The sequence below is a fragment of the Microbacterium sp. 05T445 genome, from assembly GCF_056395865.1.
In genome coordinates this window covers 1,114,698-1,135,456 of sequence record NZ_JBFTKJ010000002.1, presented here as the reverse complement: position 1 = coordinate 1,135,456, position 20,759 = coordinate 1,114,698, and the positions used below count along the sequence as shown (strand labels likewise).

The following is a 20,759-nucleotide window of genomic DNA, read 5'->3' as shown; positions in this document are numbered from 1 at the left end:
CGCTGACGCTCGCTCAACAACCGTGCCGGAGCCCGAGGCGGTGGGGGTCATGCCTTCCTCCCGAGGAGTCCGCTCGGGCGCACCAGCAGCACGACTGCCAGCAGGATCACGACGATGAAGTCGCCGGTGCCGCCGAGGTAGAAGTTCGCGAACTGCTGCAGCACCGCGACGAGGACGGATGCCACCGCCGCACCGGTCAGCGAGCCCAGTCCGCCGACGACCGTGACGATGAACGCGAAGATGAGCAGCGTCTGCCCGAGATGGGCCGACACGAACGTCGAGTAGTGCATCGCGAGCACACCGCCGATGCCGGCCGCCGCACCGCCGATCGCGAAGACCAGGGTGAACGAGCGCCGCACGTCGATGCCGAGCGCCGTCACCATCGAGCGGTTCTCGACGCCAGCCCGGATGATCATGCCGTAGCGCGTCTTCTGCAGGAACAGCACGAGGGCGGCCAGCACCAGCACCGCGGCGATCATGAGCACCCAGTAGGTGTTGGGGATGCGAGCGCCGAGCACCTCGGTGGTCTGCTTCAGCCACGAGGGACCGGCGATGTGGATGGGGTCGGTGCCCCAGATGCCTTCGAACAGTGCGACCGCGGCGAACGACAGGCCCACCGTGACCAGAACCTGCTCGATGTGCCGCTCGTAGAGCGGGCGGATGAGGACGAGCTCGGTGAGCGTGGCGAACACCGCGCCGATGCCGGCGCCGGCCAGCACCGACAGCAGGAACGATCCCCACGAGTCGGTGCCGAGCGCCTGGGCGACCATCCAGCCCATGAACGCGCTGAGCGTGAGGAACGCGCCGTGCGCGAAGTTGAGCACGTGCATGAGCCCGTAGATGAGGCTCAGCCCGCTGGCGACGAGGAAGTAGAGGGCGCCGAGTCCGACGCCGGTGATGAGGGTGAGGACGAGGGTGCTCACTTCGACTCGCTCCGCTCGCTCAGTGCATCGCATGCGTCTTCGTGCTCCACGTGGACGCCGAGGAGGCGGCGGGTGAGGTCTTCGTCGTCGAGGATCTCGCGGGCCTTGCCGACATGGGCGACGCGGCCGCCGGCGATGACGACGGCGTCGTCGGCGAGCCGGCGCACGACCTCGAGGTTCTGCTCGACGAGCAGGATCGGAACGGTCTTGGACGCCTCCTGCAGCGCGTCGGCGACCTCGGTGACGATCTTGGGGGCCAGGCCCTTCGTCGGTTCGTCGACGAGCAGCAGTCGGTTGTCGTTGAGCAGCGCGCGCGCCACCGACACCATCTGCTGCTGGCCGCCCGAGAGGGTTCCCGCCCGCTGGTCACGGCGTGCGACGAGGTCGGGGAACAGCTCGGCGACGAACTCGCGGCGCGGTTCGCGCTGGCGCTCGGCGAGGGCGAGGTTCTCTGCGACGGTGAGCTGCGAGAAGACCTCGCGGTCCTCGGGCACGTAGCCCACCCCGCGCCGCACGATGCGGTGGGTGGGCAGGCCGTCGATCCGCTCGCCCGCGAGACGCACCTCGCCGCGGCGGGAGATGAGACCCAGGATGCCGCGGATCGTCGAGGTCTTTCCGACGCCGTTGCGGCCGAGCACGGCCGTGATGCCGGTGGCGGGGACGTCGAACGACACGTCTTCGACGACCTGCTGGCCGGCGATCGTGCAGCGGAGGTTCCGCACGGTGAGGATCGCGTCGCTCATGCCGCCTCCGTCCCCGCCGACCCCGTGCCCAGGTAGGCGCTCTGGACGAGCGGGTCGTCCATGATCCGCTGCGGGGTGTCGTACGCGATGATCGTGCCGAAGTACATCACCGCGACCTTGTCGACCAGGCCCATCAGCACATCGATGTGGTGCTCGACCATCAGCAGCGTGCAGCCCTTCTCGCGCTGCATGTCGCGGATGTTCTCGACCAGGCCGGCCACGTCGCCCGAGGCGACGCCGGCCATCGGCTCGTCCAGCAGCACGATGCTCGCCTCGGTGGCCAGCAGCACCGCGATCTCGAGCTTGCGCTTGTCGCCGTGCGAGATGTCGCCCGCCAGGGCCTCGAGCTTGTGGCTGAGCCCGACGGCGTCGAGCTTCGCCAGCGCGAGCTCGGTGGCGGCATCCGACCGCTTCGGGAAGTGCAGGAGCGACCCGGAGCCTCCCAGCGACACCTGGGCGGCCAGGCGCACGTTCTCGAGCACGGACAGCTTCGGGAACAGGCTCGACGTCTGGAAGGTGCGCCCCAGTCCCGCCCGCGCCCGCGCGGGCACCGACGCCGTCGTGATGTCGCGGTCGTCCAGCACGACACGGCCGGCGGTGGGCTTCAGGAGCCCCGAGATCACGTTGAAGAGCGTGGTCTTGCCGGCGCCGTTGGGACCGATGACGCCCACGAGGGAGCCGGCGGCGACGTCGAGTTCGACGTCCTTGAGGATCGTCGCGCCGCCGATCTGCAGGCCGAGGCCTTCGATCTTCAGCGGAGAGCCGCGGCGCGCGGTCTCCGCGACGGGCGCGGACGGGACTGTGGTGCTCATCGTTTCGCGAAGCTCCGGATCACTCGGCTTCGGCCGGCGCGACGTCGTCGGCCGGGACCGTGTCGACGAGCTCGGGCACGAAGGTGCCGTCCTTGGCGACGAGCTTGGCCTGGTACATCTCCTGGATGAGGGCGTGGTCGCTCGCGCGGACCGTCATGGTGCCCTTGGGACCCTCGAACTCGAAGCCCTCGAGCGCCGAGACCATCGCGTCGACGTCGCCCTTGCCCTCCTGGATGGCGTGGACGATCATGATCGCCGCGTTGAAGCCGTCCGGGCTGAACAGGTCGGGGGTGCCGCCGGCATCCTCGATCGCCTTCACCATCGCGTCGTTGACCTCGTTGTCGGGAGCACCCGGGAAGTAGTGGTTCAGGAAGCTGATCTTCTCGGATGCCTCGCCGTAGGCGCCGAAGGTCGCCGAATCGCCGAGACCCGTGACCACCGGGATCTCGTCCATGACGCCCTGCTGGCTCATCGCCTGCCACATGGCGCCCGAGGTGGCGCCGGCCCAAGCGACGAACACGAGGTCGGGCTTGCCCGCCAGCACCTGCTGCGCGAACGGCGTGAACTCGGTGGCGTCCTCGGCGACGAGCACCGAGTTGACGGTCGCACCCTTGCCGCCGAGGATCGCGTTCACCGCGGCGACGTTGCCCTGACCGAAGGCGTTGTCCTGCGCGAAGACGGTCACCGTCTTGCCCTCGATGTCGTCGAGGAACGTGCCCGCCGTGGCGACATCCTGCGCGCTCTGGCGTCCCGAGCGGAACGTGTAGTCGTTGATCCCGGTGATCGCGTCCGCGGCGGCGGGGCCCGAGATGTAGAGCACCTTGTTCTGCTCCGCCTGCTCGGCGACGGCCAGCGCGACGCCGGACGACGCGGTGCCGGCGACGATGTTGACACCCTCGCCGATGAGCTCCTTGACGGCGGTGACGGCCTTGTCGGGGTCGCCGGCGTCGTCGCGGTACTCGACGGTGATCGTCGTGCCGTCGATCTCGCCGGTGCCGTCGGTGGCGTAGTCCAGGCCCGCCTTGAACGCGTCCAGGTACTGCTTGCCGTAGCCGGCGAGCGGACCGGACTCGCTCGTGACGATGCCCACCGTGACCTCGGCGGGGCCGCCGCCGTCGGTCGCGCCACCGGACGGCGTCTCGGCGGTGGGTGCGCAGGCCGCGATGGCGAGCGCCGCCGTGACGACCACGGATCCCAGGAGCAACTTCTTCGTAACCCGCATGTGCGTGCCTTTCCCCATTGGAAGGATTCTGGTGCCTCGGATCCAGAACATGAAATCCGATTCAGGTTCTTGCAATCTAGGAAACGGATGCCGTCGCGGTCAAGTCGGCGGCATCCCCTCCCCCGCCGTCGTTACCGAATCGGGACGAATGGCCATCACTTGCATACCAGCGGTATATACCACTGGTATGCTTGTCGTTCGTGACCCACGACCAAGACATCGAGACGCTCATCGTCGCCGCGCACGCCCTCACGCGCGTCGCGGCGCTCGAGACCTCCAACGAGACCCCCGCCGCCCAGTGGCGCACGCTCACGATCCTGCGCGACCACGGCGCGCTGCGCATCGGCGAACTCGCCCGCCTCAGCCGCGTGACGCAGCCCGGCATGACGCGACTGGTCGGGCAGATGGCCGACCACGGCCTGGTGGCCAAGACGGCGGATGCCGCAGACTCCCGCGCGACCGTCGTCGAGGTGACCCCCCTCGGCCTCGAGGCGCTCCAGACGTGGCTTCTGCAGCTCACCGCCGCCCTCGCGCCGCACTTCGAGGACCTCGAGCCCGAGGAATGGGACGCACTGCGGCTGACGGCATCCGTCCTCATGCGCAAGCTCGACCGCACGCGCACCTCGTCCACCGACGCCGCGGAGGCCACCCGATGAGCGCGCACGGGCACAGCACGGGTTCGGTGTGGCGCCAGCCGGCGCAGGTCTGGGCGGTCGCGTTCGCCTGCGTCGTCGCCTTCATGGGCATCGGCCTGGTGGACCCGATCCTCCCCGCGATCGCCGAGTCGCTCGAGGCGACGCCGGTGCAGACCGAGCTGCTGTTCACCAGCTACCTGCTCGTCACCGGCCTCGCGATGCTCGTGACCAGCTGGATCTCCAGCCGCATCGGGGCGAAGGCGACGCTGCTGATCGGCCTCGCGCTCATCGTCGTCTTCGCGCTGCTGTGCTCGCTGAGCGGCAGCGTGGACGCGATCATCGGCTTCCGCGCGGGCTGGGGCCTGGGCAACGCGCTGTTCATCTCCACCGCACTCGCGACGATCGTCGGGGCCGCATCCGGGGGCAGCGGTGCGGCGATCGTCCTCTACGAGGCGGCGCTCGGCCTCGGCATCGCCGTAGGCCCCCTCCTGGGCGGCCTCCTCGGCGAGGTCAGCTGGCGCGGACCGTTCTTCGGCGTCGTGGTGCTCATGGCGATCGCGTTCGTCGCCGTTCTGGCGCTGCTGCGCGGCCCGAGCGAGAAGCCCGTGCCGGTGCCGCTGTCGGCTCCGTTCAAGGCGCTGCGCATCCCGTCGCTCGCGGTGCTCGCCGTCGCCGCCCTGTTCTACAACATCGGGTTCTTCGTGCTCCTGGCGTTCTCGCCGTTCCCGCTCGGCTTCGGCGCCATGGGCATCGGGTTCACGTTCTTCGGCTGGGGTGTGGCCCTGGCCGTCACGAGCGTGTGGGTCGCACCGCTCCTTCTGCGTTTCATGGCGCGCACCAGCGTCATGCTCCTGACGCTGCCGCTGCTGGCGATCGACCTGGTCCTCGCGGGGATCCTGGTCGAGGACCCGACGGCGCTGGTCGTGTGCATCATCGTCGGCGGGCTGCTCCTCGGCGTCATGAACACCGTGCTCACCGAGTCCGTGATGGAGGCGACGGACCTCCCGCGGTCTGTCGCGTCGTCGTCGTACTCTGCGGTGCGCTTCCTCGGGGGCGCCGCCGCCCCGCCGCTGGCCGCCCTGCTGTGGCACCTGTACGGCCCGACCGTGCCGTACCTGTTCGCCGCGGTATCCGTCCTCATCGCGACCGCGACGATCCTGTTCGGCCGCCGCGCCCTGGCCCGCATCGACGAGCGCGAAGCGGATGCCGCCGAAGAGGCCGCAGCCGTGCTCATCGGCGACGCCGCCTGACGCCGGCCCCGGCGCCGCGCGGGCACGCGCCCGCCGTCAGCGAGGCCCCTCGGACGCGCGCACAGCGTGCGGCGTCCGAGGGACCTTACCTTGCGCCCGGGGGTGGCGCAGGGGAAATCGGTAGCCCCAGCCCCAGAGATCCCCAGTTGCGAGTGCACCGCAGGATCAGTTCCCAGGATCCCGGCGGACACTCGCCCGCCCACGCTAGCGGATCCCCTGGTCACGGTGTCAAACCGTTACCAGCTCGTATCGCCACAGGAGGCCGTTGTTCATCGGACGCAGCCCCGTCGCAGACCTCACCGAGCTGACGAGACGTCGCCGCCGTGGCGCCGCGGATAGGCTCCGCGTGTGGAGACCCTGCCCGAACTGCTCCCGTCGCTGATCGGGATCCTCGTGCTGACCGTGATCGCGACGGCGACGCTCGTGGCGTTCCGCGTTCCGGGATCGGCGAGTCCCGCACTCGCGATCGCCCGCGGAGCCGTGCAGCTCGCGGTGATCAGCGTCATCCTCACCGGCGTGATCAGCAGCCCGGCGTGGATCGTGGTCGTGCTGATCGTCATGTTCACGGTCGCCTTCTGCGTGGCCGCCGGGCGCATCGGCTGGTCATGGCGCGCGGTCGCGACCATGTCGTCCTCGATCGCGGCGGGGGTGATCGTCACCGCGACGGTCGTCTTCGCCACCGGCGCCTTGGAGCTCACCCCACGGTACGCACTGGCGATCGGGGCGATCATCATCGGCAACGCGATGAGCATCGCGACACTGACGGGCCGCATGTTCACGACGTCCGTGCTGGACCACTGGGACGAAGTGGAGGGGTGGCTGGCACTGGGCGCGACGCCGCGTGCGTCCACCGTGCATCTGGCCCGTCGGGCTATCCGCGACGCCCTCATCCCGAGCATCGACCAGACGAAGACGACCGGCCTGGTCGTCCTTCCCGGCGCGTTCGTCGGCGCCATCTTCGGAGGCATCTCCCCGCTCGAGGCCGGGCGATTCCAGATCATCGTGCTCGCGGGGATCATGGCGTGCGGCGCGATCACCGCGAGCCTCGTCGCGACGTGGCTCGGTCCGGTGCGCACCAAGCCCGCAGCGCTCCGCTAGGTGAGCGGTGACGACCCGCATCGCACACGAAAAGGAGCCGCCTCCCGCAGGTGTCTGCGGGAGGCGGCTCCGTGTGGTGCACCCCCTGGGACTCGAACCCAGAACCCACTGATTAAGAGTCAGTTGCTCTGCCGATTGAGCTAGAGGTGCGTTGTTCGCGACCGGGGCGAACGAGGATCAACATTAGCATCACGATCGCGTCACGTGAAATCGAGGTGGGAAAGCCCCGGTTATCCTTGATCTCGTGACCTCAGCCTCCCCCGTTCCGACGTTCGATTCGCCGTACGAGGGAGACCTTCAGGCCGATCTCGAACTCGCGATGCGACTGGCGGATGCCGCGGATGCGGCATCCATGTCCCGCTTCGACGCGGCAGATCTCGACGTGCAGCTGAAGGCCGATGCGAGCCACGTCACCGAGGCCGACCTCGCCACCGAGCGTGCCATCCGTGCCCTGCTGGAGGCGGAGCGCCCGGGCGACGGTGTCTTCGGCGAGGAGTACGGAGTCACCGGCGACTCGTCGCGCCAATGGATCATCGACCCGATCGACGGCACGGCGAACTACCTCAAGGGCATCCCGATGTGGACGACCCTGATCGCGCTCGTGATCGACGGCGTGCCGCGGGTGGGCGTGGCCAGCCAGCCGGCGATCGGACGTCGCTGGTGGGCCGCCACGGGCCTCGGCGCCTGGACCGACGGCCCCATGGGCGAGCCGCAGCGGCTGTCGGTGTCGTCGGTCGACACGATCGCGGATTCGAGCGTGAGCTTCCAGAGCATCGCCCAGTGGCGGGATGCCGGCAAGCTCGACGCGCTGGAGCGCCTGACGTCGTCGGTGTGGCGCGACCGCGGCTACGGCGACGCGTGGCCCTACATGCTCCTCGCGGAGGGGCGCCTCGAGTTCGTCGCCGAGTTCGGCGTCAAGGAGTACGACATCGCGGCGCTGGTGCCGATCGTGACCGAGGCCGGCGGCAGGTTCACCTCGTTCGACGGCAACGACTCCCTGGCCGAGCGCTCCTCGCTGGCCACCAACCGCGTCCTGCACGACGCCTACCTCGACCTGCTCCACATCGACTGACGCCCCGACCGCCTCCCATTCCCCCTACGGAGACACCTGATGCTCGCTCCCCGCATCCTCGGCACCGCCGCTGCGCTCGTCCTGTCCGCCGTCGTCCTCACCGCCTGCGGCGGCACGCCGTCCGCGCCGGAGGAGACGGCTCCTACCGCCGCGACTCCCACCCCGGAGGCCCCGAAGCCGTCGGCGACCCCAGACCAGGGCGCGGCAGCCGGTGAGGACCCGACCTGCGAGACGCTGATCAGCGATTCCGTCGTCGCCGATTACGAGAGCATCGGCTGGACGTCGCAGGCCTCGCCGCTGTACATCGGCAGCCTGGAGGTCGAGGGCGGGCTGCAGTGCATGTGGGCCGACTTCTCCGGTCCCGCCGGCGACCACGGGCAGATGTTCGGCTGGGCCGAGCTCTCCGACGACGAGGCCGCCGACGCACAGGCGGAGCTGGAGTCGCAGGGCTGGCAGCGCGAGGAGGGCGCCGCCGGCGTCTACATCACCGAGAGCGCCGACACCGCGATCGCGAAGGATGCCGAGGGCTACGGCATGACCTACCTCTTCGCCGACGGCCACGTGACGGTCGCCGACACCAAGCAGGGCCTCCTGCTGATCGAGTGGCCCAAGAGCTGACCCTCCCGCCCGCTCGCCGGGCGCGACAGCCACTGCGCACCGCGTAGGCTCGATCGTCATGGCGATCGGCGTGACGATGTACACCTTCGACATCCAGTTGGCCGACGTCGACCGGGGTGTCTACGAGGACCTCTCGGTGCGCGTGGCGCAGCATCCCTCCGAGACCGACGCGTTCATGCTGACGCGTGTGCTCGCATACTGCCTCGAGTACGAGGAGGGCATCTCGTTCAGCGAGGGGATCTCGGCCACCGACGAGCCGGCGGTGCTGGTGCGCGACCTGACCGGTGCGCTGGTCGCATGGATCGAGGTGGGGGCTCCGGATGCCGCACGCCTGCACACCGGCAGCATGCAGGCGTCCCGGGTCGCGGTGTACACGCATCGCGACCCCGCGAAGGTGGCCGCACCGTGGGCCGGCAAGCGGATCCACCGGGTGGACGACATCGCCCTGTACAGCTTCGATCCGGGATTCGTGGATGCCGTCACCGCGGTGCTCGCGCGCCGCAACACGATGACCGTCTCGATCACCGAGCGCCGGCTGTACCTCGATCTGAACGGCTCGAGCTTCGAGTCCGACATCCACGCCACGCCCGCCGGCTGAACACGGCGGCGTGCCCGAGACTCAGCCCGGGAGGAAGTTCTCGCGCGCGAGCGGTGCGATCTCGAGGTGGTCGGCGTGGGCCCGCGACACCCAGCGCAGCTCTTCGATCTCGGCGGCGATGACGGGCACCTGATCCTCGATGTCGACGGCGAACACGTCCGCGACGACGAGGAAGCCCGGCTCGTTGGCGGCGGCGGCCGTGAAGAGCCCGAGCGGCCGTAGGGCGGCGGGGTCGACCGAGATCCCGAGCTCCTCGTGGAGTTCGCGGCTCAGCGTCTGGTCCGGGGTCTCCCCCGGCTCCGGCTTGCCCCCCGGCTGCATGAACGCGGTGGTGCCGGCCTTGCGCACGAGCAGCAGCTCGTCGCGGTCGTTGACGATGACCGCGGCGGAGACATGGATGCTGCGAGCCTGCGTCGAGGGTGCGTTCGAGAGGGTCACGCTGGCACGCTAACAGGTTCACCCAGGCAGTCCGGCGTAGAATCACGTGTGCTTCCCGATTCCCCCGCCCCTTCCGACCTGCCGCCGAGCGGCATCGACCCGGACGATCTGGCCACCACTCTGAGGGTGCTCGGCAGCATGGCGGGAGTCGACGAGACCCACCCCGACTACGTGGCCGTCCGTCGCGCCACCGCCGCGATGTTCAAGGCCGTGAAGAAGGAGCGCCGCCGCGAGATCCGCGAGGCGATCGCCGCCGCCGACCGCGCCGTCGTCGCCGCGACGGCCACCGGGGCACCCGACCGGATCGACGACGAGACGCGCGGCATCCCGATCAGCACGTCCACCACCGCGCCCACGGCAGGCACCCTGCTCAAGCCGCGCGCCTGCTACATCTGCAAGCAGCCGTACACCGTCGTCGACGCGTTCTACCACCAGCTGTGCCCGACGTGCGCAGCGATGAGCCACGCCAAGCGCGACGCGCGCACCGACCTCACCGGCAAGCGTGCGCTGCTGACCGGCGGCCGCGCGAAGATCGGCATGTACATCGCGCTGCGGCTGCTGCGCGACGGCGCGCACACCACGATCACGACCCGCTTCCCGCGCGACGCCGTGCGTCGGTTCAGCAGCCTGCCCGACGCGCCGGAGTGGATCGACCGCCTCAAGGTGGTCGGCATCGACCTGCGCGATCCGGCGCAGGTATTGGGTCTCGCGGAGGACGTCGCTGCCGCCGGGCCGCTGGACATCCTCATCAACAACGCGACCCAGACCGTCCGACGCTCTCCCGGCGCGTACCAGCCGCTCGTCGACGCCGAGCTCGCCCCGCTGCCCGACGGACCGCTCCCCGAGCTCATCACGTTCGGTCACACCAACGACCGGCACCCGCAGGCGCTGGAGAAGTCGGTGACCGCGCATCCGATCCTGGCTGCCGCAGCAGCGCGCGCCGACGAGCTGACGGAGCAGGCGATGGCCGCAGGATCCAGCTCGCTGGAGCGTCTCGCCGCCGGCACGGCGATCGACGCCGGCGGCCTCATCCCCGACCTCCACCACACCAACTCGTGGGTCCAGAGCGTCGACGAGGTCGACCCGCTCGAGATGCTGGAGGTGCAGCTGGCGAACACCACGGCGCCGTTCCTGCTCATCTCGAAGCTGCGGCCGTCGCTGGCGGCGAGCCCCGCCCGTCGCACCTACGTGGTGAACGTGAGCGCGATGGAGGGCGTCTTCAATCGCGGCTACAAGGGTCCGGGGCATCCGCACACCAACATGGCCAAGGCGGCCGTCAACATGCTCACGCGCACGAGCGCCCGCGAGCTGTTCGAGACCGACCGCATCCTCATGACCAGCGTCGACACCGGCTGGATCACCGACGAGCGCCCGCACCCGACCAAGGTGCGGCTCGCAGAGGAGGGCTTCCACGCGCCCCTCGACCTCGTCGACGGCGCGGCCCGCGTCTACGACCCGATCGTGCGCGGCGAGGCAGGCGAAGACCTCTTCGGCGTCTTCCTCAAGGACTACGCCCCCGGCCAGTGGTGAACCTGCCGGAGCCGGGCCGCCGGGTGGTCGTCCGCTACATCCTGCCGACGGGACAGGCGACCGACGCGCTCGGCGAGCTGCTGAGCGCGGATGCCGAGACCGTGGTCGTCGACGGCAAGCGCGGCGTCGAGCGCATCCCCCGCGGCGCGATCATCGCCGCGAAGGAGGTGCCGCCGCCGCCCGCACCGCGGGTCCGGGGAGAGACACCGCCGTCGCCGTAGCGCAGGCACCGGCCGGCCGCTCGCGTCCACGTATCACCGGTGAACCGCGCGTGCTCCTGTGGTGTGGTCGAACGACTCTCATCCCAAGGAGAGGAGCGCACCGCCATGGACGAGACGACGACGTCGAACGCGAGCGGACCGAAGGACGTGCTGATCTTCGTCCCCGGCATCGGCGAGACCGAGTCGCTCAAGGTCGGACACGTGGCACAGCTGGTCTGCTGGGAGCTCAACCAGCAGGCACCCGATCGGGCCACCAGGTTCGCGATCACGCCGATCTCGGTCGACACGCATCCCGTGCACCGCATCCTGCGGACCGACCGCGACGGCGTGGTCACCGGCGTGCTGGACATCTACGGATACGACTCGGTCGCCGAACTCGACAACAGCACGTCCACACGGAACCCGCTGCTGCGCGCCATCAGCCTGGGACTGGTCGCCATCACGGGGGCGCTGGTGCTCTTCCGGGTGATCTTCAGTGTCCGACGCCGCGCGAAGACCCGCCCGCAGCTGCTGCAGGCGTTCATCCTGCTCCTCATCACGGCGTTCATCTTCATCTACTTCGGCATCGCCGTGTTCGCGCTGATCGAGGCGATCCTCACCATCGCCCAGGGCTCGTCCGACGGACCGGTGCTGCGCTGGCCGCAGTGGGTCGTGCTGATCGGCGCCGTCGTGGGCGGCCTCGTCCCGAGCTTCCGCGAGCGGATCACCTGGCTGGGCGAGCGCGCGGTGCAGATGGCCCGGTTCACGCTGACCGGTGGCTCCCGCAACCGCCTGAGCGGCGGCATCCAGACTCTGGTCGACACGGTCGCCCACCGGCCGGAGGTCGACAGCGTGCACCTGGTCGGTTACAGCTTCGGGGCGCTCGTCGCGATGGAGGCGGTGTATCCGCAGGGCGGCAGCCCCGCGCCGACGCTGTCGCTCGTGAAGACGCTGGTCACGATCGGGAGCCCGTTCGATCTGGTTCGCATGGTGCGGCCGAGCTACAGCGAAGGCAGGACGTTCACCGACGGCGTCGATCCGAAATGGGTCAACATCTACCAGCCGATCGACGTGCTCGGGTCGAACTTCCGCGACGACACGGTGTCCGCCGCTGCGACGACCGGGCTGGAGTCCCCGGCGCCCGAGCAGACGCCGACGACACAGTCCATCGTCCCTGAGGGCTTCACGCTCCCTCGGGGCTACACACTGCCGAAGGCGTACGTCGCCCCGACGCTGGGCGGCCCGGCGACGGCGACGAGGACGCCGACGTGCAATCTGGCGTGGAACCCCGACCTGCGGCTCAACGCGGCGAACTTCCTGATCCTGCGCAGCCTCTCGGTGCACGCCCAGTACTGGGACGACAGCACCACCGCCCGCAGCGCGATCGGTTTGGTGGTCTCCGAGATCACGACCTCCAGCCGCGTCCTCGGCGGGGCCCCCTCGATGACCTCTGCGGATGCCGGAGCCGAGCTGCCGCCGGTGTGAACGCCGGTGCGCTCGCGGGTCGGTCCCGGGTCAGAACCGCAGCAGCACCTTGCCGGCGCGCCCCGGCACCGCACTGGCCGCCGCGGCCTCCCGCGCCTGCGCGAACGGGAACACCGCGTCCACCGGCAGCGCCACCTCGCCCGACGCGATCCGCTGGATCAGTTCGCCGAAGAGCGCACCGCGGGTGGAGGCATCCATCGTCCGGCTCACGGCGCTGCCCCAGAAGCCCTTGACGGTCGCCTGCTTGAAGATGAGGTCGCCGGCCGACAGCGTCAGGGTCTCGGATCCCATCGATCCGAACGAGACCAGGGTCCCGCCCTCGCCGAGCAGCGACAGCAGGTCTCCCGCGGCCTCGCCGCCGACGGAGTCCACCGCGGCGCGGGGCGCGTTCTCACCGAGGATCTCCGCGGCGCGCTCACGCCAGTCCGCCGACGCGGTGGAGACGACGTTCCGGATGCCGAGCCCGGCCAGTTCGTCGACGCCGGCGTCGCGGCGCACCAGGCCCAGGACGTGCACGCCGCGGGCGGCGGCGAACTGGGCGACGAGCTTGCCGACGGCGCCGTTGGCGGTGTTCTGGACGATCCAGTCACCCGGCTCGACCTGGAGCGAGTCGAGCAGGCTCAGCGCGCTGAAAGGCATCGAGATCAGCTGGGCCGCGGTCTCGTCGTCGATGACGTCGGGCACGGCGACGAGCCCGGCCGCATTGGTGACGAAGTACTCGCTCCACACCCCGAACGTCCCGCCCGTCGCGACGCGCTGCCCGACCTGGAGCGCGTCGACGCCGTCGCCCAACGCGTCCACGATGCCGACGGCCTCGGTGCCCGCCGCAGCGGGGAGCTCGGGCTTGTACCCGTACGTGCCGCGGATGGTCCACAGGTCGTGATTGTGGATCGGCGAGAGCAGCGTGCGCACCCGCACCTGTCCGGTGCCCGGCTCGGGCATGGGTCGCTCGGCGACCTCGAGAACCTCCGTCGGATCGCCGAAAGTCGAGTGGATGAGTGCGTGCACGGTGGTGCTCCTCGGTGTCTCGGGCTGCGGGGTGTGCAGCCGCCCCACGGTATAGCCGACGGGGTCCTCGCCGCATTCCCCGAATCCGGACTCGTCGGTGGCGCGACCGACGAGCCCGCCTCGAGCGGTGCGGGGCGGGCTCGGGCGCCCGCACCCGCACTCGCTCTCAGCCGCGCGGCGGGTTCGCGGGCAGCCACTCGTCCAGCGTCGTCTCGAACACCTGCACGCCGTCGACGGGCATGAGCGTGCGCTCCTCCATCCGCGCACCGAAGTACGGAGCCTCGGGATCGGTCACGATCTCGCGCGTGTCGCCGCGGAAGGCCAGGCCCCGCCGCACCAGCTCGTCCAGACCCATCACCTCGGGGCCGGCGATCTCGACATCGCCGTTGATCGGCTCGCCGACAGCCGTGCGCGCGACCGCGGTCGCGACATCCTCCGCGGCGATCGGCTGCATGAGGTTGTCCGGCAGGTGGATCGCGTCGTCCTTGCCCGAGACCGCCGCGATCCCGCCGATGAACTCGAAGAACTGCGTCGCGTGCACCAGCGAGTAGGGGATGCCGGACGCGCGGATCAGCTTCTCCTGGGCGGCCTTCGCCGCGAAGTAGGCGATGGTGTTGGGGCGATCGGTTCCGACGATGGTGAGGGCGACGTAGTGACCGATCCCCGCCTCCCGCGAAGCCGCGATGAGGTTGTTCGTCGACGTCGTGAAGAACGCCATCACGTCATCCGGTGCGAACGACGGCGAGTTCGACACGTCGACCACGACATCGGCTCCTCGCAGCACCTCGGCGAGGCCCTCGCCGGTGATGGTGTTGACGCCCGAGTTCGGCGACGCCGGCACCGCCTCGTGCCCATGCGCGGTGAGCTTCGCGACGACCTTCGAGCCGATGAGCCCGGAGCCTCCGATGACGACGATCTTTGCCATGATGTGCCTTTCGTTGCGGGAGCGCGTGGGACGGCGCTCAACAGCTAGGACAGCGTCGCCACCCGATCTGTGACGGCCTGCAGGTCAGCAGCGCCAGCCGCTGAGCTTCTGGGGGTTCACGACGAGCCAGGACTCCAGGACCAGTCGACCGCGAACACGGACGCTGAGCACCCCTGCCACCCGTCCCTCCCGGCACACGACGATGCCCGGCACGCCGTTCACCGATTCGACGCGCAGCGCGGCGAGCGGATCCAGGAGCACTCCGACGAGATGAGCCCCGACCTCGGAGGCGCCGTCGAGCGCAGACGCGGGCGCCGCGACGACTCCGCCGCCGTCCACGGTGAGCCGGACGCCGGGATGCAGCATCCGTCCCACGGCGCGCGCGTCGCGGTCCTCAGCGGCCGTGACGAGCGCCCGGACGACGCGCTCGTGCTGCACGGCGCTCGACCTCGAGCCCCGCGGTGAACGGTGCAGCCACGACGCGCCTGGTCGTCTCGTCACGCCCCGACCTGGGCGACGTGCCCGAGCTTGTCGGGGCTCATCACCCACAGCAGTTGACGGATGCCGTCCTCCGCCGCCGTGACCGTGACGATGGTCGTGACCTCCCCGCCTTCGGACAGGGTCGCCGCGGGCTGCCCGTTGACCTCGACCCAGTCGATGGTCTTGCCGGTCCAGAAGTGGCTGGAGAAGGCGGCGACGAACTTCGCGACGCGACTTCGGCCGGCGACGGGGATGCGCGCCGCGAGCTTGACGCCGTTGCCGTCGGTGTAGCTGACGACGTCCTCGGCGAACAGGCGCTCGAGACCGCTGACGTCGCCCTTCTGCGCGGCGACGAGGAAGGCCTCGAGCAGGCGCCGCTGCTCGGTGGCGGCCACCTCCGCCTTCCGGGCAGACTCCAGGTGCTTGCGCGCACGACTGACCAGCTGACGTGCGCCGGCGACGGTGGCGCCGATGACGTCCGCGATGCGCTCGTAGGGGTAGTCGAGTGCTTCGCGCAGGACGTACGCGGCACGCTCGGTGGGCGTGAGCTTCTCGAGCATGAGCAGGATCGCGAACTGCAGCGCTTCGCCCCGTTCCGCGCCGAGCGCGGGGTCGGCATCGGTGTTCACCGGCTCGGGCAGCCATGGACCGATGTACGTCTCGCGGCGTGCATGCGCCGACTGCGTCGCGTTGATCGAGAGCCGCGTGGCCACGGTCGCCAGGAACGCACCCGGCTCCCGGATCTCGGCACGGTCGGCGCCCTGCCACCGGATCCACGTCTCCTGCACGATGTCCTCGGCATCGGCCACGGTCCCGAGCATGCGGTACGCGATGCCGAAGACGCGTCGCCGGTGCTCGTCGAAGACGGTGACCGCCAGCGCGATGTCGTCCTGGTCGCTCGCGGATCGTGTGGTCTGGTTCATCTCGCCTGCCGCTCCCATCGCCGGGCTCAGCGTACGCCCGCGACGGAGGGCAACAACGCGTCGTCGCCGTCGTGCGGCGCGATCTGCCAGTCGTGGAAGCGGGTCGGCGCGATCAGCGCGTCGACGTCGGGCAGCAGCTCCCAGCGGTCCAGCTGCGCGCCGAAGTAGGTCGCCAGCGGGTCGGCGACGACCTCGCGCTCGTCGCGGCGGAACCGCAGCTCGCGCTGCGCGAGGACTCCGAGCTCGAACACCTCCGGTCCGCCGTGCTCCGTGATCCGGCCGGTGGGACGCACCAGCGCCGCGCGGGCGACCGCCGTGGCCACGTCGTCGGCCGCCATCGGCTGGATGAGCGCGTCGGCCACGTGCGCGATGCCGCTGCGGGTGGCGGCATCCGTGATGCTGCGCACGAACTCGAAGAACTGCGTCGCGTGCACGATCGAGTACGGCCGGCCGGATGCCGCGAGCAGGCGCTCCTGTTCGGCCTTGGCCTGGAAGTACCCGCCCTCGGAGAGGGCGAGCCGGTCGGTGCCGACGACCGACAGCACGACGTGGTGGCGCACCCCGGCGGCGGCGCCGTAGGTGAGCAGGTTCAGGGTCGACCCGGAGAAGAACTCACGGGCGCCTGCCTCGTCGGTGTACGACGAGTTCGACACGTCGACGATGGTCTCGACGCCCTCGAGAGCCTGCTCGAGCCCTTCGCCGGTGAACGAGTTCACGCCCACCGCTCGCGCCACGACGACGACATCGTGCCCGGTCGCCTCCAGCATCGTGACGACCCTCGAGCCGATCAGGCCCGTTCCCCCGATGACAGCGATCCTCATGATGAAACCTCTCTGCTCCACCGCTCGCGGTCGCGCGCGTTTTCAGCTGAGACCGGATGCCGCCGCCGGCTGTGACAGGAATCGCGAAGTCTCTCGCGAATCCGCGAATCCTCGTTCGGTGTCACACGGCGACCTGTTCCTCGGTCCTAGCTGTCAACACCGCAAGACCACCCTCGAAAGGAGCCGACATGTCCGAGCAGAAGCCCACCGTCGTCCTCGTCCACGGCGCATTCGCCGAGTCGTCCTCGTGGAACGGCGTCATCGCCCAGCTCCAGCGGCACGACGTCCGCGCCGTCGCGGTCGCCAACCCGCTGCGCAGCCTCGCCGGCGATGCCGCCTACGTCCGCGACGTGCTCGCGTCGATCGAGGGACCGGTCGTGCTCGTCGGTCACTCGTACGGCGGATTGGTCATCACCGAGGCGGCGGCGGGCAGCGACGACATCGTCGGCCTCGTCTACGTCGCCGCGTTCGTGCCCGAGACCGGTCAGAGCGCGTTCGACCTGTCCAACAGCGCGCCCGGCAGCACTCTCGGCGACGCCCTGGCGGCGTACCCCGTGTCCAGCGGAGGCGACGAGTTCGCCATCCGTCCCGAGCTGTTCCACCACCAGTTCGCCGCGGACGTCTCTGCGGAGGTCGCCGCGCTCATGGCCGCCACGCAGCGCCCGGTCACCCAGGCCGCGCTGTCGGAGGGCCTGCCGACGGACCGTCCGGCATGGCGCGACATCCCGTCGTGGCACGTGTTCGGCGACCAGGACCTCAACATCCCCGTCGCCGTGCACCGCGCGGGCGCCGAGCGCGCCGGCTCGCAGGGCACCCACGAGGTCGCCGGCGCTTCGCACGCGATCGGGGTGTCGCAGCCGGCCGCCGTGGCCGCGACCATCGCCGAGGCTGCGAAGGCCTACCTCGCCGGGCTCTCGGCCGCCGCGTGACAGACCGGCGGCGCCTCGGACGATGGTCCGATCTCCGGGGCGCCGCCTCCCACTCCGCCCACGGCTGGGCTGCGTCGACGACGGCAGCCCGGCTCGCGCGCAACCCCGACCGAGAGCCAGGCCACATGTCCACGTCCTTCCCCACCCCGCTGCGCACCGTCGACGCCGGCGAGCTCCGCGTCGCCTACATCGACGCCGGTGACCCCGCCGCCGAGCCCGTGGTGCTCCTGCACGGCTTCCCGTACGACATCCACAGCTACGTCGACGTCGTGCCGTTGCTGACGGATGCCGGCTACCGTGTGCTCGTCCCGTACCTCCGAGGTCACGGGCCGACGACCTTCCGCGACGACCGAACGGTCCGCTCGGGTCAGCAGGCCGCGCTCGGCGCGGATCTGCTCGCCTTCATCGACGCGCTCGACCTCGTGCAGCCGATCCTCGCCGGCTACGACTGGGGCGCTCGCGCCGCCTGCATCGTCGGCGCGTTGTGGCCCGAGCGCGTCGGAGGGCTGGTGTCGGCGGGCGGCTACCTGATCCAGGACATCGCGGCATCCGGCATCCCCCTCGCCCCGGATCTCGAGGCGGGCTTCTGGTACTTCTGGTACTTCGCGACCGAACGCGGCCGCGCCGGCCTCGCGCGCGACGCCCGTGGCGTCGCAGATGTCATCTGGCGCCGCAACTCCCCCGCCTGGACGTTCGACCAGCCCACACTGGACCGCGCAGCCGTCGCCTTCGACAACCCCGACTACGTCGACGTGGTCATCCACTCGTACCGCCACCGGCTCGGGCTCGAACCCGGCGCGCCCGAGCATGCCGAGCCCGAGCTGCGCCTGGCCGCGCTGCCGGCGATCACCGTGCCGACGATCACGCTCGACGGCACGGCCGACGGCAACTTCCCCGCGACCGACGGCTCGCAGCACGATCGGTTCTTCACCGGTACACGTCTGCACCGACAGATCCCGGATGCCGGTCACCACCTGCCCGCCGAAGCCCCGCACGCGTTCGCCGAGGCCATCCTCGAGCTCGCGGAGGCGCCCGGCGACGGCGCCGGAACACCCTGATCCGAGAAGGAGGAGCAATGCCAGGGGATCTGCAGGGAAAGGTCGCGCTCGTCACGGGCGCGTCGTCGGGAATCGGGCGTGCCACCGCGCTCGCCCTCTCCCGCGCAGGTGCGACGGTGGCCGGTGGCGCCCGCCGCGTCGAGCGACTGCACGGGCTCGTCGCGTCCGCGCCGACCGAGATGCTCGCCGTCCACCTGGACGTGACCGACCAGCGGTCGGTCACGGATGCCGTCGCCGACGTGGTCGCGAAGTTCGGCCGCCTCGATGTCGTGGTCAACAACGCCGGGCTGATGCAGAGCGGCATGATCGTCGGCGCCGACACCGGCGAGTGGGTGCGGATGGTGCAGACGAACCTGCTCGGCTCGATGTTCGTGGCCCATGCCGCGCTCCCCCACCTGATCGCTTCCAAGGGAGCACTGGTGCAGGTGTCGTCGACCTCGGGCCGCACGGCCTCGGTGGGAAGCGGCGTCTATGCCGCGACGAAATTCGGCATCACGGCGTTCTCGGAATCGCTTCGTCAAGAGGTCACCGGGCAGGGCGTGCGGGTGATCGTCATCCAGCCCGGGTTCGTCGCCACCGAGCTGACCGACCACATCACCGATCCCGTCATGCGTGCCGCGGCGGCGGAGATCGGCCAGTCGATGCGCCCGCTGGACCCGGAGGATGTCGCCGACGCCGTCGTGTACGCGCTGAGTCAGCCGGCCCACATCTCGGTCAACGAGATCCTGGTACGCCCCACCGACCAGGTGCGGTCATGAGGAGCGCCCTGACACGCGACGTCGCCCGGTTCGGCGCATAGACCGCACGCATCACGATCGGGGACCGGCGGCGCCCCGGTCGCTGGGCCGAGTCCCGGGGCGCCGCCTCGATTCGAAGGGACTGCTCGCGCCGTCCACCTTCACTACCCCCCTCCACACCATCGACACCGCGGAGCCATCCGTTAGGTGCGCGGCCCGCCCCTTGTGATGCCCACTGACCGGGGATACGGTGAGCGCTGGGGAGATGCCCATGTTCAGCGTGGGACGGGCGGTACTGGCCCTGGGGGCGGTCTTGCTTCTGGCCGGCTGCACCGCGCCCTTCTCCGGGGTCGGGCCTTCGCCTTCTCCCGATCAACCGGTTGCCGAGGAGCCCGCCTCTGAACCGATGCCGACGCCGAGCCGGAGCATCCCGGGATCGGAGTACGTCGTCGTCGACGCCACGGGTTTCGGGCTGCACCCCGGCAGCGGCCCGCGTCCCGTCGAGAGCTGGGCTGCGGAGTACTGCGCGCTCGCTGGCCTCTCGCCGTGCAGCGGCATCGCGGATCGTGCTGTCGCCCTGTGCATCGAACGATGGGACTGCCATCCGGCACTGCTCGTGGAGTTCGAACAAGGGATCGCGGCCTTCGTCTCGGGCGGGATCTTCCCGCGGCCCGTCGTGTTCGCGGTCTGGCGCGAAGAAGGCGATCCCGAGCTCGCCGCGTTCGGCGGCACACGCGCGCTCCTCGAGGACTACCTGCTCACGGTGGGCGTCTGTCCCGACCAGGGGGGCGGCGAGCCGCGCGGGCCCAGCTGCCCGCCCTGAGCGGTTCCCGTCGACGCACCGCGGGCGCGGTACGGCATGCTGGAGTGAGTCCGGTGCACGAAAGGATGCCGTGAACATCAGCCAACTGCAGCGGTTCGTGGCCCTCGTCGACCACGATCTGCATGTTCCGCGCACGGCCGAGGCCCTCGGCATCCCGCTCGCGTCGCTCTACACGTCCATCGAGAAGCTCGAGGCAGAGGTCGGGCATCCGCTCTTCACGCGCAGCAAGCCGACCTGGTCGCTGACGCAGGCAGGTCAGCTGCTGCTCGACGAAGCGCGCACGCGGATCGCTGCCGCCCCTGCCCCGGCGGCGAAGCCGAAGGCCGCCGCCGGCGGCAAGGCCAAGGCGTCCAAGGGCAAGGGGCGCGCGCCGATCGTGAAGGGTCAGCCGAAGCCGTACAAGAAGCGTCAGGGGCGCTGATCCTCCCCGA

24 protein-coding genes and 1 tRNA gene are annotated in these 20,759 nt (G+C 70.4%); 14 read left to right on the top strand and 11 right to left on the bottom strand.

Translation table 11 applies throughout. The features are described 5' to 3' along the window. Positions 1-47: 47 nt before the first annotated feature. From AC1DDU_RS14820 to AC1DDU_RS14805, 4 genes are read right to left on the bottom strand one after another with little or no spacing between them, the layout of a single operon-like run. Positions 48-923 (bottom strand): branched-chain amino acid ABC transporter permease, encoded by an 876-nt coding sequence (locus AC1DDU_RS14820; RefSeq protein ID WP_477435388.1) that lies wholly within the window; start codon positions 921-923, stop codon positions 48-50. After that, positions 920-1,666, bottom strand: a complete 747-nt coding sequence (locus AC1DDU_RS14815; RefSeq protein ID WP_477435386.1) for an ABC transporter ATP-binding protein — start codon at positions 1,664-1,666, stop codon at positions 920-922. The genes AC1DDU_RS14820 and AC1DDU_RS14815 overlap by 4 nt, the downstream gene beginning before the upstream one ends. Further along, positions 1,663-2,478 (bottom strand): ABC transporter ATP-binding protein, encoded by an 816-nt coding sequence (locus AC1DDU_RS14810; RefSeq protein ID WP_477435384.1) that lies wholly within the window; start codon positions 2,476-2,478, stop codon positions 1,663-1,665. The genes AC1DDU_RS14815 and AC1DDU_RS14810 overlap by 4 nt, the downstream gene beginning before the upstream one ends. Positions 2,479-2,497: 19 nt before the next feature. Beyond that, the gene (locus AC1DDU_RS14805; protein ID WP_477435382.1) at positions 2,498-3,700 is read right to left on the bottom strand and encodes a substrate-binding domain-containing protein; all 1,203 of its coding nucleotides are present in this window, start codon (positions 3,698-3,700) and stop codon (positions 2,498-2,500) included. Positions 3,701-3,900: 200 nt separating this feature from the next. On the opposite strand from AC1DDU_RS14805, the gene AC1DDU_RS14800 reads away from it, so the two are divergent. The 3 genes from AC1DDU_RS14800 (at position 3,901) to AC1DDU_RS14790 (ending at position 6,683) form a co-directional block, all read left to right on the top strand. Then, a complete protein-coding gene (locus AC1DDU_RS14800) occupies positions 3,901-4,356 on the top strand; it encodes a MarR family winged helix-turn-helix transcriptional regulator (RefSeq protein WP_477435380.1) in 456 nt (151 codons plus the stop codon). Next, entirely contained in the window at positions 4,353-5,585 is a 1,233-nt protein-coding gene (locus tag AC1DDU_RS14795; RefSeq protein ID WP_477435378.1) for an MFS transporter, read from the top strand. Before AC1DDU_RS14800 ends, AC1DDU_RS14795 begins: the two co-directional genes overlap by 4 nt. A 348-nt stretch (positions 5,586-5,933) precedes the next feature. After that, positions 5,934-6,683, top strand: coding sequence for an ABC transporter permease (locus tag AC1DDU_RS14790; protein ID WP_477435376.1), 750 nt, complete (start codon positions 5,934-5,936; stop codon positions 6,681-6,683). 74 nt (positions 6,684-6,757) lie between these two features. Here the strand turns inward: AC1DDU_RS14790 and AC1DDU_RS14785 are convergent. Continuing rightward, positions 6,758-6,833 (bottom strand) — tRNA-Lys (locus AC1DDU_RS14785). Between the two features lie 94 nt (positions 6,834-6,927). Here AC1DDU_RS14785 and AC1DDU_RS14780 point away from each other — a divergent pair. The 3 genes from AC1DDU_RS14780 to AC1DDU_RS14770 are packed head-to-tail and all read left to right on the top strand — an operon-like array spanning position 6,928 to position 8,971. Next, a complete protein-coding gene (locus tag AC1DDU_RS14780) occupies positions 6,928-7,755 on the top strand; it encodes an inositol monophosphatase family protein (protein ID WP_477435374.1) in 828 nt (275 codons plus the stop codon). Positions 7,756-7,794: 39 nt separating this feature from the next. Further along, positions 7,795-8,373: a hypothetical protein gene (locus tag AC1DDU_RS14775; protein ID WP_477435372.1), complete on the top strand. Its 579-nt coding sequence runs from the start codon at positions 7,795-7,797 to the stop codon at positions 8,371-8,373. Positions 8,374-8,431: 58 nt separating this feature from the next. Next, complete coding sequence (locus AC1DDU_RS14770) at positions 8,432-8,971, top strand: YaeQ family protein (RefSeq protein WP_477435370.1); 540 nt, start codon at positions 8,432-8,434, stop codon at positions 8,969-8,971. Between the two features lie 21 nt (positions 8,972-8,992). Here AC1DDU_RS14770 and AC1DDU_RS14765 read toward each other — a convergent pair whose 3' ends face one another. Beyond that, complete coding sequence (locus AC1DDU_RS14765) at positions 8,993-9,409, bottom strand: NUDIX hydrolase (RefSeq protein ID WP_477435368.1); 417 nt, start codon at positions 9,407-9,409, stop codon at positions 8,993-8,995. A gap of 48 nt (positions 9,410-9,457) precedes the next feature. On the opposite strand from AC1DDU_RS14765, the gene AC1DDU_RS14760 reads away from it, so the two are divergent. The 3 genes from AC1DDU_RS14760 (at position 9,458) to AC1DDU_RS14750 (ending at position 12,624) form a co-directional block, all read left to right on the top strand. Further along, on the top strand, positions 9,458-10,939 hold the full coding sequence (locus AC1DDU_RS14760; protein WP_477435366.1) for an SDR family NAD(P)-dependent oxidoreductase: 1,482 nt from the start codon (positions 9,458-9,460) through the stop codon (positions 10,937-10,939). Next, positions 10,933-11,160: a putative acetyltransferase gene (locus AC1DDU_RS14755; protein ID WP_477435364.1), complete on the top strand. Its 228-nt coding sequence runs from the start codon at positions 10,933-10,935 to the stop codon at positions 11,158-11,160. The genes AC1DDU_RS14760 and AC1DDU_RS14755 overlap by 7 nt, the downstream gene beginning before the upstream one ends. Positions 11,161-11,265: 105 nt before the next feature. Further along, positions 11,266-12,624 carry a lipase family protein gene (locus AC1DDU_RS14750; RefSeq protein ID WP_477435362.1) on the top strand — a complete coding sequence of 453 codons (1,359 nt, stop codon included), beginning with the start codon at positions 11,266-11,268 and terminating at the stop codon, positions 12,622-12,624. 30 nt (positions 12,625-12,654) lie between these two features. Here the strand turns inward: AC1DDU_RS14750 and AC1DDU_RS14745 are convergent, their stop codons facing one another. From AC1DDU_RS14745 to AC1DDU_RS14725, 5 genes are all read right to left on the bottom strand, one after another. Next, positions 12,655-13,632, bottom strand: a complete 978-nt coding sequence (locus AC1DDU_RS14745; RefSeq protein WP_477435360.1) for a zinc-binding dehydrogenase — start codon at positions 13,630-13,632, stop codon at positions 12,655-12,657. Positions 13,633-13,798: 166 nt separating this feature from the next. Then, positions 13,799-14,557 (bottom strand): SDR family oxidoreductase, encoded by a 759-nt coding sequence (locus AC1DDU_RS14740; RefSeq protein WP_477435358.1) that lies wholly within the window; start codon positions 14,555-14,557, stop codon positions 13,799-13,801. An 84-nt stretch (positions 14,558-14,641) separates the two neighbouring features. Beyond that, positions 14,642-14,995 carry a sigma-70 family RNA polymerase sigma factor family protein gene (locus AC1DDU_RS14735; RefSeq protein WP_477435356.1) on the bottom strand — a complete coding sequence of 118 codons (354 nt, stop codon included), beginning with the start codon at positions 14,993-14,995 and terminating at the stop codon, positions 14,642-14,644. A gap of 59 nt (positions 14,996-15,054) precedes the next feature. Next, positions 15,055-15,978, bottom strand: a complete 924-nt coding sequence (locus AC1DDU_RS14730) for an RNA polymerase sigma-70 factor (protein WP_477435355.1) — start codon at positions 15,976-15,978, stop codon at positions 15,055-15,057. A gap of 8 nt (positions 15,979-15,986) precedes the next feature. Then, positions 15,987-16,781, bottom strand: a complete 795-nt coding sequence (locus AC1DDU_RS14725) for an SDR family oxidoreductase (protein WP_477435354.1) — start codon at positions 16,779-16,781, stop codon at positions 15,987-15,989. Between the two features lie 188 nt (positions 16,782-16,969). Between AC1DDU_RS14725 and AC1DDU_RS14720 the strand changes: the two genes are divergently transcribed. The 5 genes from AC1DDU_RS14720 to AC1DDU_RS14700 all read left to right on the top strand — a co-directional run bounded on the left by AC1DDU_RS14720 (position 16,970) and on the right by AC1DDU_RS14700 (position 20,749). Beyond that, positions 16,970-17,710, top strand: a complete 741-nt coding sequence (locus AC1DDU_RS14720; RefSeq protein ID WP_477435352.1) for an alpha/beta fold hydrolase — start codon at positions 16,970-16,972, stop codon at positions 17,708-17,710. A 125-nt stretch (positions 17,711-17,835) separates the two neighbouring features. Beyond that, positions 17,836-18,768: an alpha/beta fold hydrolase gene (locus AC1DDU_RS14715; RefSeq protein WP_477435350.1), complete on the top strand. Its 933-nt coding sequence runs from the start codon at positions 17,836-17,838 to the stop codon at positions 18,766-18,768. 17 nt (positions 18,769-18,785) lie between these two features. Further along, positions 18,786-19,526 (top strand): SDR family NAD(P)-dependent oxidoreductase, encoded by a 741-nt coding sequence (locus AC1DDU_RS14710; protein WP_477435348.1) that lies wholly within the window; start codon positions 18,786-18,788, stop codon positions 19,524-19,526. A gap of 250 nt (positions 19,527-19,776) precedes the next feature. Continuing rightward, positions 19,777-20,328 carry a hypothetical protein gene (locus AC1DDU_RS14705; protein ID WP_477435346.1) on the top strand — a complete coding sequence of 184 codons (552 nt, stop codon included), beginning with the start codon at positions 19,777-19,779 and terminating at the stop codon, positions 20,326-20,328. A 70-nt stretch (positions 20,329-20,398) separates the two neighbouring features. Continuing rightward, positions 20,399-20,749: a LysR family transcriptional regulator gene (locus AC1DDU_RS14700; protein ID WP_477435344.1), complete on the top strand. Its 351-nt coding sequence runs from the start codon at positions 20,399-20,401 to the stop codon at positions 20,747-20,749. The last annotated feature ends 10 nt before the right edge of the window (positions 20,750-20,759 follow it).

What these genes read in the sequence shown, in the direction of transcription:
- AC1DDU_RS14810 (WP_477435384.1), bottom strand. Translation starts at nt 2,478, where the DNA reads ATGAGCACCACAGTCCCGTCCGCGCCCGTCGCGGAGACCGCGCGCCGC.
- AC1DDU_RS14750 (WP_477435362.1), top strand. Translation starts at nt 11,266, where the DNA reads ATGGACGAGACGACGACGTCGAACGCGAGCGGACCGAAGGACGTGCTG.
- AC1DDU_RS14715 (WP_477435350.1), top strand. Translation starts at nt 17,836, where the DNA reads ATGTCCACGTCCTTCCCCACCCCGCTGCGCACCGTCGACGCCGGCGAG.
- AC1DDU_RS14775 (WP_477435372.1), top strand. Translation starts at nt 7,795, where the DNA reads ATGCTCGCTCCCCGCATCCTCGGCACCGCCGCTGCGCTCGTCCTGTCC.
- AC1DDU_RS14725 (WP_477435354.1), bottom strand. Translation starts at nt 16,781, where the DNA reads ATGAGGATCGCTGTCATCGGGGGAACGGGCCTGATCGGCTCGAGGGTC.
- AC1DDU_RS14770 (WP_477435370.1), top strand. Translation starts at nt 8,432, where the DNA reads ATGGCGATCGGCGTGACGATGTACACCTTCGACATCCAGTTGGCCGAC.
- AC1DDU_RS14730 (WP_477435355.1), bottom strand. Translation starts at nt 15,978, where the DNA reads ATGGGAGCGGCAGGCGAGATGAACCAGACCACACGATCCGCGAGCGAC.
- AC1DDU_RS14795 (WP_477435378.1), top strand. Translation starts at nt 4,353, where the DNA reads ATGAGCGCGCACGGGCACAGCACGGGTTCGGTGTGGCGCCAGCCGGCG.
- AC1DDU_RS14805 (WP_477435382.1), bottom strand. Translation starts at nt 3,700, where the DNA reads ATGCGGGTTACGAAGAAGTTGCTCCTGGGATCCGTGGTCGTCACGGCG.
- AC1DDU_RS14815 (WP_477435386.1), bottom strand. Translation starts at nt 1,666, where the DNA reads ATGAGCGACGCGATCCTCACCGTGCGGAACCTCCGCTGCACGATCGCC.
- AC1DDU_RS14710 (WP_477435348.1), top strand. Translation starts at nt 18,786, where the DNA reads ATGCCAGGGGATCTGCAGGGAAAGGTCGCGCTCGTCACGGGCGCGTCG.
- AC1DDU_RS14705 (WP_477435346.1), top strand. Translation starts at nt 19,777, where the DNA reads ATGTTCAGCGTGGGACGGGCGGTACTGGCCCTGGGGGCGGTCTTGCTT.
- AC1DDU_RS14720 (WP_477435352.1), top strand. Translation starts at nt 16,970, where the DNA reads ATGTCCGAGCAGAAGCCCACCGTCGTCCTCGTCCACGGCGCATTCGCC.
- AC1DDU_RS14740 (WP_477435358.1), bottom strand. Translation starts at nt 14,557, where the DNA reads ATGGCAAAGATCGTCGTCATCGGAGGCTCCGGGCTCATCGGCTCGAAG.